This is a genomic window from Bradyrhizobium sp. Crot121 (assembly GCF_059512385.1).
Genome location: NZ_JCAMOR010000013.1, coordinates 86,150 through 100,258, shown reverse-complemented (window position 1 = coordinate 100,258; position 14,109 = coordinate 86,150). Strand labels below are relative to the sequence as shown.

Sequence of the window (14,109 nt, the reverse complement as noted above, 5' to 3'; positions counted from 1 at the left end):
TTATAGCACTTTGGGATTGACCCCAGGAACCACCCCGATTCCGGTACGAAGAAAGGCGTGGATGGCCGGGCCAAGCCCGGGCATGACGTGGAGAGATTCGGGCGCCAACATTAAAGTCATCGCATGAGGTCTCGCGCAGCCACCACGACAAAATCACGACAACCGCCTGACGCGGTCGCCGCACGTCCCGCCCTGCTGCTGGCCTGGTATGACCGGCATCGCCGCCGGCTGCCGTGGCGCGCGCCTGCCGGTGAGCGGGCCGATCCGTACCGGGTGTGGCTGTCGGAGATCATGTTGCAGCAGACGACGGTCAAGGCGGTCGGGCCGTACTTCGAGAAATTCGTCTCGCGCTGGCCGGATGTCGGTTCGCTGGCGCGCGCCTCGCTGGACGATGTGCTACGGATGTGGGCCGGGCTCGGCTACTATTCCCGGGCGCGCAACCTGCACGCCTGCGCGGTGGCGGTGCTGCGCGATCATGGCGGCATCTTTCCCGATGATGAGGAGGGGCTTCGCACGCTACCGGGGATCGGGCCGTACACGGCCGCCGCAATCGCTGCGATCGCCTTCGACCGCCGCACCATGCCGGTCGACGGCAATATCGAGCGCGTGGTATCGCGGCTGTTCGCGGTCGAGGAGGCGTTGCCGCAGGCCAAGCCGCTGATCCAGCAATTGGCGAGCACGCTGCTCGGTCCTTCTCGCGCCGGCGACAGTGCACAAGCGCTGATGGATCTGGGCTCCTCGATCTGCACGCCGAAGAAGCCGGCCTGCGCGCTGTGCCCGCTCAACGACGATTGCGCAGCGCGCGCCCGCGGCGACCAGGAGAGCTTTCCGCGCAAGACACCGAAGAAGACCGGCTTGCTGCGCTCTGGCGCGGCCTTTGTCGTCACCCGCGGTGATGAGCTCCTGGTCCGCACCCGCCCCGAGAAAGGCCTGCTCGGTGGCATGACGGAAGTGCCGACCTCCGAATGGCTGGCCGGACAGGACGACGCGGCTTCACTCGAGCAGGCGCCATCTCTGAAGGGCGTGACGCGCTGGCACCGCAAGGCCGGCGTCGTCACTCACGCCTTCACGCATTTTCCACTCGAGCTTGCGGTCTATACCGCAACCGTTCCGCCGCGCACGCGGGCGCCAGAGGGGATGCGCTGGGTCCCGGTCGCCACCCTCGCGGACGAAGCGTTCCCGAACGTGATGCGCAAGGTCGTCGCGCATGGGCTCGGCACGTGAGTTGCTGACAGCATGCTGGCAGTAGCCTTGCGTTAGGGAGGAGCACCAACGGAGGCTCCCATGATCGCGACCGCGCTTGACCGACTTGCCACGCCGCCCTGCTCGAAGCTGCTTGGCTGGCACCTGCTCGATGCGCGCCCGGACGAAGGCTGGATCCGGATCGGCTTCGAGGGCAAGCTGGAGTTTTGCAACCCGGCCGGCTTTATCCAGGGCGGCATGTTGTCGGCGATGCTCGACGACACGATGGGCCCGGCGGTGTTCGTCATGACCGATGGCAAGCTCTACACTGCAACCATCACGATGACGGTGAATTTCCTGGCGCCGGCGAAGCCGGGACCGATCATCGGCGAGGCCAGGGTCACCCAGCTCGGCAAGACCGTCGCCTTCGTGGAGGGCAGGCTGATGGCCGAAGACGGCGTCGTGCTCGCGACGGCGTCGACCAGCGCGCGCCTCGTGGAGGCGGCAAAGGCCGTTCGCTGAGCCAGCCAGTCGGCGCGGGGATGGACGGGGCAAGAGCGCGCCGTTAACTTCGCATCCCTCTGAATGAGGGATGACACATGCTCAAGCTCTATTACACCCCCGGCACCTGCGCGCTCGCCTCGCACATCGCGCTCGAAGAGTCCGGTGCGCCCTATACGATCGAACGGATCGACTTCAAGACCAACCAGCAGAACAGCCCGGAATATCTCAAGGTCAACCCGAAGGGACGGGTGCCGGCGCTGGTCACCGATCATGGCGTCCTCACCGAGACACCCGCCCTGCTCGCTTTTATCGCGCAGAGTTTTCCGCAGGCGAAACTGGCGCCGCTCGAGGACGCCTTTGCGTTCGCGCAAGTGCAGGCGTTCAACAGCTATCTCTGCTCGACGCTGCATGTCGCGCATGCCCACAAGATGCGCGGTTATCGCTGGGCTGCGGACGAATCCTCCTTTGCCGACATGAAGCGCATGATCCCGAAAACGGTCGGCGCCAGTTTCGCGCTGGTCGAACGCGACATGCTGAAAGGCCCGTGGGTGATGGGCGAAACCTTCACGATCTGCGACATCTATCTCTTCACGATGGCGCAGTGGCTGGAGGGCGACGGCGTCGATCTGGCGGCATTGCCGAAAGTGGTCGATCACCGGAGCCGCATGGCCGCGCGGCCCGCGGTGAAGAAGGTGCTGGACGCGGAGGCGTGAGCGGTTTGTAAGAGTGGCGAGGCTTTGTCGTAGGATGGGTAGAGCGCAGCGAAACCCATCGCGACGGAGCAAGCCGCGCGAATGATGGGTTTCGCTCCGCTCCACCCATCCTACGATTCCAGTGAACCTCGCACCGGTGTCGTCCCCGCGAAGGCGGGGACCCATAACCACAGGGAGTTGTTGTGGGGCGAGCAAGCGGTTGCAGCGGAGCACAATACAAAGGCCTGCGGTTATGTGTCCCGGCTTCCCGGCTACGCCAAGGGGCTTCGCCGCGGCGCGCAAGCCCGGGACGACGGGGGTGAGTGCTGATTCAAATGTCAAACAGCAGTGAGGATGTGAGGTCGCGTTCTCGCGGCGCGTTGCGTCCGAGCTTTGCGCTACTTTCCGTCCTCCTCGATATCAGAGGGCGCAGGGAAAGCCGGGTGCCGGTTGCACCCATGGGTCCCGTGCAACAAAAAGCACGGGGGTAGGACCACAGGTTCAACCGAAGCATTCCGGCTTTCCCTGCGCGATGGTTTACGGCTTCCTTCGTGCTCTCCCCGGTGACCGGGCTTTTTTGCCACCGTCACTCTGCGGATGCTTGATCCACAAAACTTAGCGCCGGCGTCGGGGCGCCAGGACCACACGACTTCGCCGTCCGTGATGTGTGCGCTCGTCAGTCGCACGCATCGCGTCCACCGCATCTCACCGCAACGTTCGTGACGATCGCGAGCCGCCCCTCATTCGGATAAGACGCGCGGAGTTAAATCATTGATTTGCCCGACGGCGGAAGCGGAATGTTTTTCGCGCGAGGGCTGGACGAGGCAAATCACGTTGATTGGATTAAGGAAAATCGCGCCACTGCACTCGTCATTCCGGGGCGCGCGAAGCGCGAGCCCGGAATCCATTTCTCCTCCTCCGCCTGCGGCCCAATGGATTCCGGGCTCGCGCCAAGGGGCGCGCCCCGGAATGACGGAGGGCGGGGTGACTCGCTGCGTTCCCCAATGCGGACCTACATTTTTCGCCTGTCCAACTCCCGTCCCGTCTCCAGCATCAATTGGCGGAGCCAGATCGAGCCGGGGTCCATCTGGGCGCGGGTGGGATAGAACATGTATTGTTCGTCCATGCCGGGATCGAGCGGCGGCGTCACGGCCAGCAATGACAATTGCCGGGCGAGCGCTGCGATCAGGCGGCGCGGCACGAAGGCGACGAGGTCGGTGCGGGCTGTGACATGCAGTGCCTCGATGTAGCCTGGCACCACGAGCGCGATGCGCCGCTCGATGCCTTTGGAGCGCAGCCAGCTATCGATCAGGTCCTCGTTCTGGCCGCGGATCACGACGGCGACATGCCTTGCTGAGAGGAACGCTTCGCGCTTCTTCAATCTCGCGCCGACCGGATGGCCGCGGCGCACCGCGAGTGCGTCGCTGTCGACATAGAGGCGCTGGCGGTGAAAGCCCTTGAAGGCGTCGCCGATCGAGATCACGAGATCGATGGTGCGGGCGAACTCGGCGGTGAAGATCGCGGGCCCCCGCCACGGCACCACGTCGATCGTCACATGCGGCGCAACGCGCGTGATCTTCTCCATCAACGGCGGCATCAATAGTTCGACCGCAAGGTCCGGCATCATCAGCCGGAAATGCCGATCGCTGCTGATGGCGTCGAACGCGTCGGGAACGAACAGCGCGCGCACCTGGTCCAGCGCCTGCGCCAGGGGCGCGCGCAACGCCTGCGCCCGCGGCGTCAGCTCCATCCGCGCGCCGCTCCGCACCAGGAGTGGATCGCCGATCAGGTCGCGCAGGCGCTGCAGCGCGTGGCTTGCGGCCGGCTGCGACAGACGAAGCCGCATCGCAGCGCGGCTGACACTGGCGTCCCGCAGCAGCGCGTCGAGCGCGATCAGGAGATTGAGGTCGAGCGAATTCAAATTCATCCGACGAATAGATATCATATCGGCTATCGATTTGAAGAATGATCTCTATCGCGGCACAAGGAGGCGTATTCAGTCAGCCACCGGAGAAGCCGCCATGAGCGCAGCCGATAACAAGAAATTGATGCAGCGGATCTTTGCCGCCGCCGGAAATCCCGATCCCGCGGCGCGCGACCGCGCGCTGTTCGCCGCGAGCCTTGCCGAGGATGCGACATGGACGGTGACCGGACAGTATTCCTGGTCGCGCACCTTCAGCGGCAAGCAATCGATCCTCAACGATCTGCACGGCCACGTCCGTTCGCTATTGGCGGAACGGGCGCGCACCGTCGCCCACCGCTTCATCGCCGACGGCGACCATGTCGTGGTCGAAGCCAAGGGCGACAACGTCACCAAGGACGGCGTTCGCTACGACAATGACTATTGCCTGGTGTTCCGGCTCGAGGACGGCAAGATCAAGGAGATCAGGGAATATTGCGATTCGGTGTTGACCGAGAAGGCGTTGGGGCAGTTTCCGGCGCCGCAGGTTCGTGCCGTGCGTTGAGGCTTCCTCCGCCGTCATTCCGGGTTCTCGCTTCGCGAGCCCCGGAATGACGGAAGCAATTGGTTGGGGTGGCAGGGCACGGCGCGGTGCGCCTTTGACCACCCTACGATGCTAACCGTCGCTGGTGCCTACCGCACACCATAGCGCGTGAAGTCGCTGCCGATCTTGACCTGGATCGTCTTTGCCGATGCGATATCGGCGTTGCTGCCCGCTTTGTCGCCGGTCTTCAGCCTGGCCAGCCCGCGCCCATAGAGTGCGCTCGCCAGCTTCGGATCGAGTTGCAGCGCGGAGCTGTAATCATCGATAGCCGCGTCGAATTTGCCCATTTTGAGGTAGATCAGCCCGCGTGAGTCATATGTCGCGGCGTTGTTCGACGCTAATTGAAGCGCCTTGTTGCAGTCCTCCAGTGCCGCCTCCAGTGCGCCGAGGATGGCCTGCGTCCAACAGCGTCCGCTCCACACGGCTTCCAAATCGGGTTCGAGACGAATTGCCTCGTCATAGTCCCGCGCCGCGCGATCGTATTCGTGCTTTTTCAGGTAGGCTCTGGCACGGTTGGCGAAAGCGCTGCCGTAGCTGGGATTGAGCTGGATCGCGCCATCGAGAGCTTTGATGGCGAGATCGTATTCGCCTTTCTTCAAATAAGCCGCGCCGCGATTGTTGAAGGCCTTGACGTAGGTTGGATTGAGCTGGATCGATTGATCGAAATCCTGGATGGCGCGGTCGTAGTCTCCCTTTGCCGCATAAGCGTTGCCACGATTGTTGTAGGCGATTGCCAAGGCAGCTGTCTTGCCGTGACCGGAAGCGATGAGCGCCGTGCAGCCATTGACACGGGCTTCAAGCGAGGCGTGATCCGTGCCGTTGCACAACGCAATGTCGGTCAGATAGTTGCTCTTCTTCGCATCCTCCTGCGCCGCCGCGGGTGAGCCGAGCAGCAGCAGGATGAGCATGCATGCGACGCCGTCAACGATGCCTCCCCTCGTGCTGGCGTCCATATCAGACTTCCTGATTTTGGAAATTGAGGAATCCGCGGTCATCAGTTTTCCGCGGAAAGGCGTCACGTTTTGCTGGGGCCCTGCGCCGAGACTGACTTCGGAATAAATCGGTCTAGCACCCTCGGCAGATATTCAGATTGGACTTGCGATTGGCTTTCTGTTCGGACTGCTGCGCTGCAGATGGGCCGGACTTTTTCGTAAGCTTGTTCTTGCCCTCTTCGATAAGGGTTGAAAACTTGACTGTCCCGTCATCCGAAATTTCGACATGTGGAGTCGTGCCCCGAATACCCATCGTTGCGACGGGGGTATCGACCTTCATGTCGCCGGACTTCGCGATATTGCCGGCGACAAACGTAAGTGTTCCGTTGGTCAGATTGAACAAGGTCGAGTTGGATTTCCCATTCGGGTCGTACACGAATTCGTCCAACGCCATGCGGGCGTTGCTCGATAGTTTGAACGAACTGCCGTCGGCAAAGTTGATACCGACCCGGCCATCGGCTCCGGTCCGGACCACATCGCCGAGGTAAACGATATCACCCACCTTCGTCTGGACGATCTGGCCGGCGACATTTGCCTGAATGACCATCGCACCCGCATGCTCGATCGTTACCGAGCCGGTCGTGGTTACAACTGTTCCGATGGGTTTTGCTGACGCGAGATCCTGAACGGCGGGCGCGGGAGGATTGGTCTGCGCATGGGCCGCATCAACCAAAAGGCTGGCCAACGCCAGAGCCAAACTCGCCACCGACGCGATAATCGTATGCGTGCGCATGATCCCCTTCCTGAGAAGATCCTTTTTGCCGCGTGACAGTCCGCTGACTTCAATGGTCAGCCAGGTCGCTACAATCCATGCAGTAGGTACGGTGTCAGGGCGGCCATGGCTGGCCACCTCATTTAAATTTTCGTCATACTAGGCCCCGAGCCGGTTCAATGCTACCAAAAGGTTTCATCTTGAGGGGCAGCCCGCCAGAGCAGGAAAACGACGCGCTCCCGGGAAAAGTGATTTAATTCCTGCACCGGAAGATTTAATTCATGCATTGAATGGGTCGGATGTTACGGATAGGTTTGATTAAATTTGGATCAGGATGTTGCGGCGGGCTAGCCTAGGGTTGCCGACGCCAGGATTGTTTTGACTTGATGGCGTAGGCAAAGCCAGAGCAAGAAAAGTGCGGCACCACGCTGGGCCTGAAAGTACTCAGCAGGCGAGGTCGAAGCCATGTTCGTTGCGTCTTGCGTCGAGTCCGGGGGCGACCGCAACGCCATTGTCGCCCAGCTTCGCCAGATCATAGGCCATGTTCAGATCGCGATCGGTTGCTGCACCCTCAGCCGTGCGACCGGCACCGCCGTTCAACTCACGGCTGGCGATCCCGTCTATCAGGGGGACGTGATCGAGACGGCGGACGACGCGCAGGTCGGACTTCGCTTTATCGACGGCACTGTGTTCAACCTCTCTCCCGGCACCCGTCTGGTGTTGAACGAATTGATCTGTGATGCCGATGGCACCTTGCATTCGGCCCTGTTTGGCGTGACCAGAGGCACTTTCGCTTTCGTTGCCGGACGGGTGGCAACGACCGGTTGCCTCACGGTTGATACGCCTGTTGGAAGCATTCGGGGCCGCGGTCATGCTGGCGGGATCGGCACGTTGACGCTCGCGGCGCTGGCCTTCGCCGTTATGAAAGAAGTCCATGCCGCAGAGCCGGACGTCACATATCTCGATGACGACAGCATCGCATACAAGGATCTCGAGCATGGCGTATTCGAGCTCGTGACCAAAGAGCCGATCCCGCGACACATCATTGTCGAGGATCCCGGAGAGACGACCACCCTGAGCAGGAGAGGGTCCTCGGTCAGCGTCAACCAGACCGCGAATAGTGCGACTCGCATGGAGGAGTTGCATGCCGCCCAGCAGGACGTGCTTGCCAATTTCGCGAAGGAACAGGTGGCGCCCGGGTCGAGCACGCCTCCCTCGACGATCAATGTGCTGCCGGTGCAGCCGATCAATTTTATTCAGACCGACATTCTCCAGATCCATAATTCGCTCCCGCCGCTGCCATCGTCGACGGTAGTTCCTGATCTGTTTGTCCTGCGTTCGCCGCCGGTGTTCACCCTCGCGGCGGGACCGACGGAAATCGATACATCGGTGTTTGACCACTTCTCCGCAACGAGCGGAGCTTTCGTTGCCAGCAGCTCCAACGGTGCTGCCCTGACCTTCGGCATCAGTGGCGGAATCGCCGGCAGCACGGTGCTGGGAGGGGTGACATACGATGTATCGAGCGCCGGTCCCTATGGCAGGCTCTACCTCAACAGCGCGACCGGCGCCTACAGCTTCGTTCCGGACAGCGGCGCGATCAATGCGCTGACCGCGCCGACGACCGCGAGCTTCATTATCACGGTGTCAGACGGCACACTCTCGTCCAATCAGGTCTTCACGATCGCCATCGATGGCGTCAACGACGCGGCCATCATTTCGGGCTCCACGACCGGCGCGGTGATCGAGGCGGGCAGCGCTGGGTCCGGTATGCCTGCCGCAACCGGCACGCTTACCGACGTTGACGTCGACAATCCGCCGAATACCTTCACGGTGGTCAGCTCGAAGGCGAGCGCCGGCGGCTACGGCACCTTCACGGTGACGGCGGCCGGCGTGTGGACCTACACGGTCAACGAGGCCAACCACGCGGTGCAGGCGCTCAATGTTGGCGACCATCTGACCGACACCTTCATCGTGACCACCGTGGATGGCACCCCTCAGGTGGTGACGATCACCATCAACGGCACCAACGACGCGGCCATCATCTCCGGCGCGACGGCCGGCTCGGTGATCGAGGCGCCGGGCAAGCTGACCACGACCGGCACGCTCACCGATAGCGATGTCGACAATGCGCCCAACACCTTCACGGCGGTCACTTCGCCGACGGCAAGTCATGACGGCTATGGCACTTTCACGATGACCGCGGCCGGTGTCTGGACCTATACGCTCAACGACGCCAACCACGCGGTGCAGGCGCTCAATGTCGGCGACCACCTGACCGACACCTTCACGGTGACCACCGCGGACGGCACCGCGCAAGTGGTGACGATCACCATCAACGGCACCAACGACGCGGCCGTCATTTCCGGCGCCACCACCGGCTGCGTGATCGAGGCCGGGGGCGTCGCCAATGCCAAGCCGGGCGTGCCGACCGCGACCGGCGCGCTCGTCGCCACCGACGTCGACAATCCGCCCGATCTTTTCACGGCGGTCAGTTCGCCGACGGCAAGTCATGGCGGCTACGGCACCTTCACGATGACGGCGGCCGGCGTGTGGACCTACACGCTCGACAACGCCAACGGCGCGGTGCAGGCGCTCAACGTGTGCGACCACCTGACCGACAGCTTCACGGTGACCAGCATCGACGGCACCGCGCAGGTGGTGACGATTACCATCCACGGCACCAACGACGCGGCCGTGGTTTCGGGCACGACGACCGGCACGGTGATCGAAGCTGGCTGCGATACCCCCGGCACGCCAACCGCGACCGGTACGCTTACCGATACCGACGTTGATAATCCGGCGAATACCTTCACCGCGGTGTGCTCGCCGATGAAGAGCGATGGCGGCTATGGCACTTTCACGATGACGGCGGCCGGCGTGTGGACCTACACGCTCGACAATAGCAACTGCACGGTGCGGGCGCTCGACGCCTGCGACCACCTGACCGACACCTTCACGGTGAAGACCATAGATGGCACCACGCAGGTCGTGACGATCACCATCAAGGGCGCCAGTGATGCAGACCCCAGGGATTTCGACCATTTGGCCACGGGGAAGATCGAGGCTGCACTGAGTTCCACGGTTGCATTGAATGACCAAAACGACAAGGAGCTGCCGACGAACGGCGGCTCTTCTAATGCCGCCGCGACTCATGGCGATGCAATCGATGGCGGCTCAACCAGCGGGCCCTCGGGAGTCGCGAAAGCATCGGAGGCGAAGGGGCCAACGGCCGCGAGCCTGAATGCGAATGGGGCTGCCTTCGCCAAGCATGGCGGCCCCCTTGCAGATTCGTTCCACTTCAAGGAGACGAGCTACGATCCTGGAGCTTCGAAGGGCTTCGACCTCGGAAATGTGGGCCACGGCCCGGCATCGAGCAGTCATCCCGGAGACGCTGCAGCAATTCACGGGCCAGAGGCAGCACAAGCAATCGAGGCGTTGCTGCATGGACAACACACGGCCGATCATTATGGCCCGGCTTCCGAGCTTGTCGGGAGCGCCGCGGTCACCCACGGGATGCTCGATCTGATGATCTGACGGAATTAGGTGGGCACGGCGCGCGGTTTCCTTGCTCCCGCACGCCTGTCCACCTGGCCGACCTCGCGCGCCGGCTTACGCCGGCACGCCGGAAGGGCGGTTAAGCCACCTTGTTTTTGAGGTGGCCGAACATGAAGTTCTTCGCTTCCTCGTCCAGCTCGGCCTTGAAGGTGAACTTGTCCTTCAATGCGATCGCGCGGGTGGCCGCCGGCCGCGCGGAGATCTCGTCGACCAGGCGCTTGACGTTCGGGTACTTGGCGTAAGCTTCCTCGCCGAGCACGAACGACCCCAGCCGCGCCCAGCCCCAGAGCGCCATGTCGACGATGGTGTAGGTGTCGCCGACCATGTAGCGGCTCTTGGCGAGGTGGTCGTCAAGAATCTTGTAGTGGCGGTTCGCCTCGTACTGGTAGCGGTTATGTGCGTATTCCAGCTCCTTTGGCGCCACCGTCTTGAAATGCACCGCCTGACCCGAATAGGGGCCGAGGCCGGTGGCGATGAACATCAGCCAGGACAGCATCTGCGCGCGGCTCGCCGGCGTATTGGCGGGCAGGAATTTTCCGGTTTTCTCGGCGAGGTAGAGCAGGATCGCGTTGGAATCGAACACGAACACGCCGTCATCGTCGATCGCCGGCACCTTGGCGTTCGGGTTGACCCTCAAAAATTCCGGCTTGAACTGCTCGCCCTTGCGGGTGTCGACCGGTATTGCCTCGAAGGCGAGGCCGGACTCTTCCAGGAACAGTGCGACCTTGTTCGGGTTCGGTGCTCCGTTGAAGTAGAATTTGAGCATCTCAAAGGCTCCGTTTGTTTTGTTGCCGACCAAATCGGGACGCTAGCCGCATGGGCCGCGGGCCGCACTCATGCGCCACATCGGGCGGAGCGCGCAAGCGATGAATTTGTGAAAGCGCCTCGGGCGGCTTGGCGATCAGCCGAAGTACATAAAGCCAACCGCGCTGGCGACGATCAGCGCAATCCCTGCTGCGTCCAGCAGCGCGGCGAAGCGCGTCGCGGTTTGCAGATCGGTGGCGTGAGCGGCACGCTCGGCGCTGCGCCCATAGCCGTGCGTAATGATGTCCTCGGTGAACTGGCCATGCGCCTCCAATGCGCTTGTCAGTCCGACGGAGACGAGAAGGACGCCGAAGATGCCGAGGCCGAAAAAGCCGAGCAGGCCAAAAAGCAATATCGGGAACATGCCGACAAAGAATATCGGCAACAGCGGCACAAGCAGCAACGTCTCGGATTGTCTGCGCATCGGGCAATCCAATCGAAACAGCGACCGATAGCCGGACTCTAGGCGCTTTGTTCGCGCCGAATCAAGGCAAGAGCGTTCAACACGGCGTCATCGTGGCTTGCTGTGCAGCTTAGCTTGTTGGCCCGGAAGCAAAGAAGTGAACAGGACTTCTTTCGTCATTCCGGGATGCGCCGTCAGGTGCAGGCCCGGAATCCATTGTGCCTCAGGCGCAGGTGGTGAAATGGATTCCGGGTTCTCGCTTCGCGAGCCCCGGAATGACGGAGGATATTGAGGAGGCTCAGCCCACGGCCATCCCGGAGCGGATTTCGGCGCGCAGTTCGTCGATCAGCCTGAGGCCGTTCTTGGTCTCGACGTGCCAGAAGGTCCAGCCGTTGCAGGCACCCGAGCCTTGGGCGACCGCGCCGATGCGGTGGATCGAGCCGACCTTGTCCCCTAGCATGATGGCGCCGTCGGCGCGCACGAGGGCACCGACCCGCTTCTTGGCGTCGACGAGTTTCGCGCCCGGCATGATCATGCCGCGCTCGATCAGTTCGGAGAAGGCGACGCGCGGCGCCTCGCGCGCAGTCATGAACGGCGCGAGCGTTTCCTGCGGCAGCGGCTCAATGGCGGCGATGCGCGCTTCGGCGGCGGCGGCATAGGCGGCGTCGCGCTCGATGCCGAGATAGCGGCGGCCGAGACGTTTTGCCACGGCGCCGGTGGTGCCGGTGCCGTTGAAGGGATCGAGCACGAGGTCGCCGGGCTTCGAGGAGGAGAGCAGCACGCGCGCGAGAAGCTGTTCGGGCTTCTGGGTCGGATGCACCTTCTTGCCGTCCTTGCCCTTGAGGCGCTCTTCGCCGGTGCAGAGCGGGATCAGCCAGTCGGAACGCGCTTGCACGTCCTCGTTCGCTGCCTTCAGCACTTCGTAATTGAAGGTATAGCCCTTGGCCTTCTCGTCACGCGCGGCCCAGATCATGGTCTCGTGCGCATTGGTGAAGCGGCGGCCGCGGAAATTCGGCATCGGGTTCGACTTGCGCCAGACGATATCGTTCAGGAGCCAGAAGCCGAGGTCCTGCATGATGGCGCCGACGCGGAAGATATTGTGATAGGAGCCGATCACCCAGATCGTGGCCGACGGCTTCATGACGCGGCGGGCGGCGAGCAGCCAGGCGCGCGTGAAGTCGTCATAGGCGGCAAAGGAGGAGAACTTGTCCCAGTCGTCATTGACGGCATCGACATGGGATTCGTCGGGGCGTTTGAGGTCGCCCTTGAGCTGCAGATTGTAGGGTGGGTCTGCGAACACGACGTCGACAGAACCGGCTGCGAGCTTCGACATCTCGGCGACGCAATCGCCTATGACGATTCGACTCGGAGACGTGGATTCAAATTTAGTGCGGGGCGCCCTTGCAGACGCCCCGCGACGCGACTCAACCATGACTCATAACTCTGACTCAGGCGACGCTGTCGGCGACGCGGGACTAAACAACCGACTGGCGCCACCATGACCCGCCAAAGTAAAAAACGACTTAATCGAAAATGGCACGCGACAAGTTCTGCTCATTTCGATCGCGCGGCGTTTTCGGATTTTGAAATCGAGTGCTGCCTCGCAGCATGCGTTATGCGAATTGCGCCAGCGACGGCGGGATCGGAAGAATCGGAAATCGAGTTCGTTGCAGGCAAGCTCATGCGATTCGTGAAGACGTTGGCCGCATCAGCCATGCGCGGATGGCGCGCCGTCGCACTAGGCAATAATTGCCGGGCAGGCTATTGATTAACGGAACGGAAATTTTACGTCTGTTCCGCGTTTACACAGGTTAGGACTTAAGGGAAAACCGCCATGCGTTACGATGATTTCCGTCGCAGCGACGATATCGAGGATCGTCGCGACCAGGGTGGCGGCGGAGGCGGCGGCTTCGGCATCCCCATGGGCGGCGGCGGGCTCGGCATCGGCACCATCATCGTGCTCGGCCTGCTCGGCTACGCCTTCGGCATCGACCCGCGCATCCTGATCGGCGGCGCCGAAATCCTGACCGGCGGCGGACAGGCGCCGACCTACCAGACCGATCGCCGGACCGCGTCCGGCAAGACCGGCGCGCCGACCGACGAAATGGGGAGCATGATCTCCGGCATCCTGGGCGAGATCGACGATCGCTGGACCGAGATCTTCCAGGCCAATGGCCAGACCTTCACCGGTCCGAAGATCGTCTTGTTCCGCAACGCCACCAATGGCGGCCGCTGCGGCATGGCGCAGTCGGCGATGGGGCCGTTCTACTGCCCGCCGGATAAGACCATCTATCTCGACACCGCCTTCTTCCGCGAGGTCGAGACGCGGTTCCGTGGCTGCTCGGGCAGCGCCTGCCAGTTCACCGCGGCCTATATCATCGCCCATGAGGCGGGCCATCACGTGCAGAACCTGCTCGGCATCATCCCACGCGTGACGCGGCTGCAACAGGCGGCCGACAGCAAGGCCGAGGCCAATGCGCTGCAGGTGAAGGTCGAGCTGCAGGCCGACTGCCTCTCCGGCGTCTGGGTCAACCGCGAGGAGAAGAAGCGGCCGGGCTTCCTCGAAGCCGGCGACATCGACGCGGCGCTCAAGACGGCAACCGCGATCGGCGACGATACGCTGCAGCGCCAGGCGACGGGCAGGGTGGTGCCGGACTCCTTCACCCACGGCTCGGCGCAGCAGCGGCGGCAATGGTTCATGACCGGCTACCAGCAAGGCACGGTGTCGGCCTGCAACACCTTTGGCCAAGGGGCGCTGTGA

The 14,109-nt window shown here is 62.7% G+C and carries 13 protein-coding genes; 7 read left to right on the top strand and 6 right to left on the bottom strand.

Features of this window, described 5'->3' with window-relative positions:
• Nucleotides 1-123: 123 nt before the first annotated feature.
• The 3 genes from mutY (at nucleotide 124) to AC5ZGW_RS14715 (ending at nucleotide 2,399) form a co-directional block, all read left to right on the top strand.
• Complete coding sequence (gene mutY, locus AC5ZGW_RS14725; protein ID WP_130231707.1) at nucleotides 124-1,224, top strand: A/G-specific adenine glycosylase; 1,101 nt, start codon at nucleotides 124-126, stop codon at nucleotides 1,222-1,224.
• Nucleotides 1,225-1,284: 60 nt separating this feature from the next.
• A complete protein-coding gene (locus AC5ZGW_RS14720) occupies nucleotides 1,285-1,704 on the top strand; it encodes a PaaI family thioesterase (RefSeq protein ID WP_130231709.1) in 420 nt (139 codons plus the stop codon).
• Nucleotides 1,705-1,781: 77 nt separating this feature from the next.
• A complete protein-coding gene (locus AC5ZGW_RS14715) occupies nucleotides 1,782-2,399 on the top strand; it encodes a glutathione S-transferase family protein (RefSeq protein ID WP_130231711.1) in 618 nt (205 codons plus the stop codon).
• 991 nt (nucleotides 2,400-3,390) lie between these two features.
• On the opposite strand, the gene AC5ZGW_RS14710 is transcribed toward AC5ZGW_RS14715, so the two are convergent.
• Nucleotides 3,391-4,305, bottom strand: coding sequence for a LysR family transcriptional regulator (locus AC5ZGW_RS14710; protein WP_130225616.1), 915 nt, complete (start codon nucleotides 4,303-4,305; stop codon nucleotides 3,391-3,393).
• Between the two features lie 94 nt (nucleotides 4,306-4,399).
• Here AC5ZGW_RS14710 and AC5ZGW_RS14705 point away from each other — a divergent pair, with 94 nt between their 5' ends.
• Nucleotides 4,400-4,843 carry a nuclear transport factor 2 family protein gene (locus AC5ZGW_RS14705; RefSeq protein WP_130225615.1) on the top strand — a complete coding sequence of 148 codons (444 nt, stop codon included), beginning with the start codon at nucleotides 4,400-4,402 and terminating at the stop codon, nucleotides 4,841-4,843.
• A 128-nt stretch (nucleotides 4,844-4,971) separates the two neighbouring features.
• Here AC5ZGW_RS14705 and AC5ZGW_RS14700 read toward each other — a convergent pair whose 3' ends face one another.
• Both AC5ZGW_RS14700 and AC5ZGW_RS14695 read right to left on the bottom strand, forming a co-directional pair.
• On the bottom strand, nucleotides 4,972-5,835 hold the full coding sequence (locus tag AC5ZGW_RS14700) for a tetratricopeptide repeat protein (protein ID WP_130225620.1): 864 nt from the start codon (nucleotides 5,833-5,835) through the stop codon (nucleotides 4,972-4,974).
• A 112-nt stretch (nucleotides 5,836-5,947) separates the two neighbouring features.
• Nucleotides 5,948-6,607 carry a FecR family protein gene (locus AC5ZGW_RS14695; protein ID WP_130225614.1) on the bottom strand — a complete coding sequence of 220 codons (660 nt, stop codon included), beginning with the start codon at nucleotides 6,605-6,607 and terminating at the stop codon, nucleotides 5,948-5,950.
• A gap of 444 nt (nucleotides 6,608-7,051) precedes the next feature.
• Here AC5ZGW_RS14695 and AC5ZGW_RS14690 point away from each other — a divergent pair, with 444 nt between their 5' ends.
• On the top strand, nucleotides 7,052-10,120 hold the full coding sequence (locus tag AC5ZGW_RS14690) for a VCBS domain-containing protein (protein ID WP_130225613.1): 3,069 nt from the start codon (nucleotides 7,052-7,054) through the stop codon (nucleotides 10,118-10,120).
• 100 nt (nucleotides 10,121-10,220) lie between these two features.
• On the opposite strand, the gene AC5ZGW_RS14685 is transcribed toward AC5ZGW_RS14690, so the two are convergent.
• From AC5ZGW_RS14685 to AC5ZGW_RS14675, 3 genes are all read right to left on the bottom strand, one after another.
• Entirely contained in the window at nucleotides 10,221-10,907 is a 687-nt protein-coding gene (locus AC5ZGW_RS14685; RefSeq protein ID WP_130225612.1) for a glutathione S-transferase family protein, read from the bottom strand.
• Between the two features lie 135 nt (nucleotides 10,908-11,042).
• On the bottom strand, nucleotides 11,043-11,369 hold the full coding sequence (locus AC5ZGW_RS14680; protein WP_130225611.1) for a hypothetical protein: 327 nt from the start codon (nucleotides 11,367-11,369) through the stop codon (nucleotides 11,043-11,045).
• A 277-nt stretch (nucleotides 11,370-11,646) separates the two neighbouring features.
• Nucleotides 11,647-12,780, bottom strand: a complete 1,134-nt coding sequence (locus AC5ZGW_RS14675; protein ID WP_028166887.1) for a site-specific DNA-methyltransferase — start codon at nucleotides 12,778-12,780, stop codon at nucleotides 11,647-11,649.
• 66 nt (nucleotides 12,781-12,846) lie between these two features.
• Here AC5ZGW_RS14675 and AC5ZGW_RS14670 point away from each other — a divergent pair, with 66 nt between their 5' ends.
• The gene (locus AC5ZGW_RS14670) at nucleotides 12,847-13,116 is read left to right on the top strand and encodes a hypothetical protein (RefSeq protein WP_130225610.1); all 270 of its coding nucleotides are present in this window, start codon (nucleotides 12,847-12,849) and stop codon (nucleotides 13,114-13,116) included.
• Nucleotides 13,117-13,182: 66 nt separating this feature from the next.
• Nucleotides 13,183-14,109 carry a KPN_02809 family neutral zinc metallopeptidase gene (ypfJ, locus tag AC5ZGW_RS14665; RefSeq protein WP_130225609.1) on the top strand — a complete coding sequence of 309 codons (927 nt, stop codon included), beginning with the start codon at nucleotides 13,183-13,185 and terminating at the stop codon, nucleotides 14,107-14,109.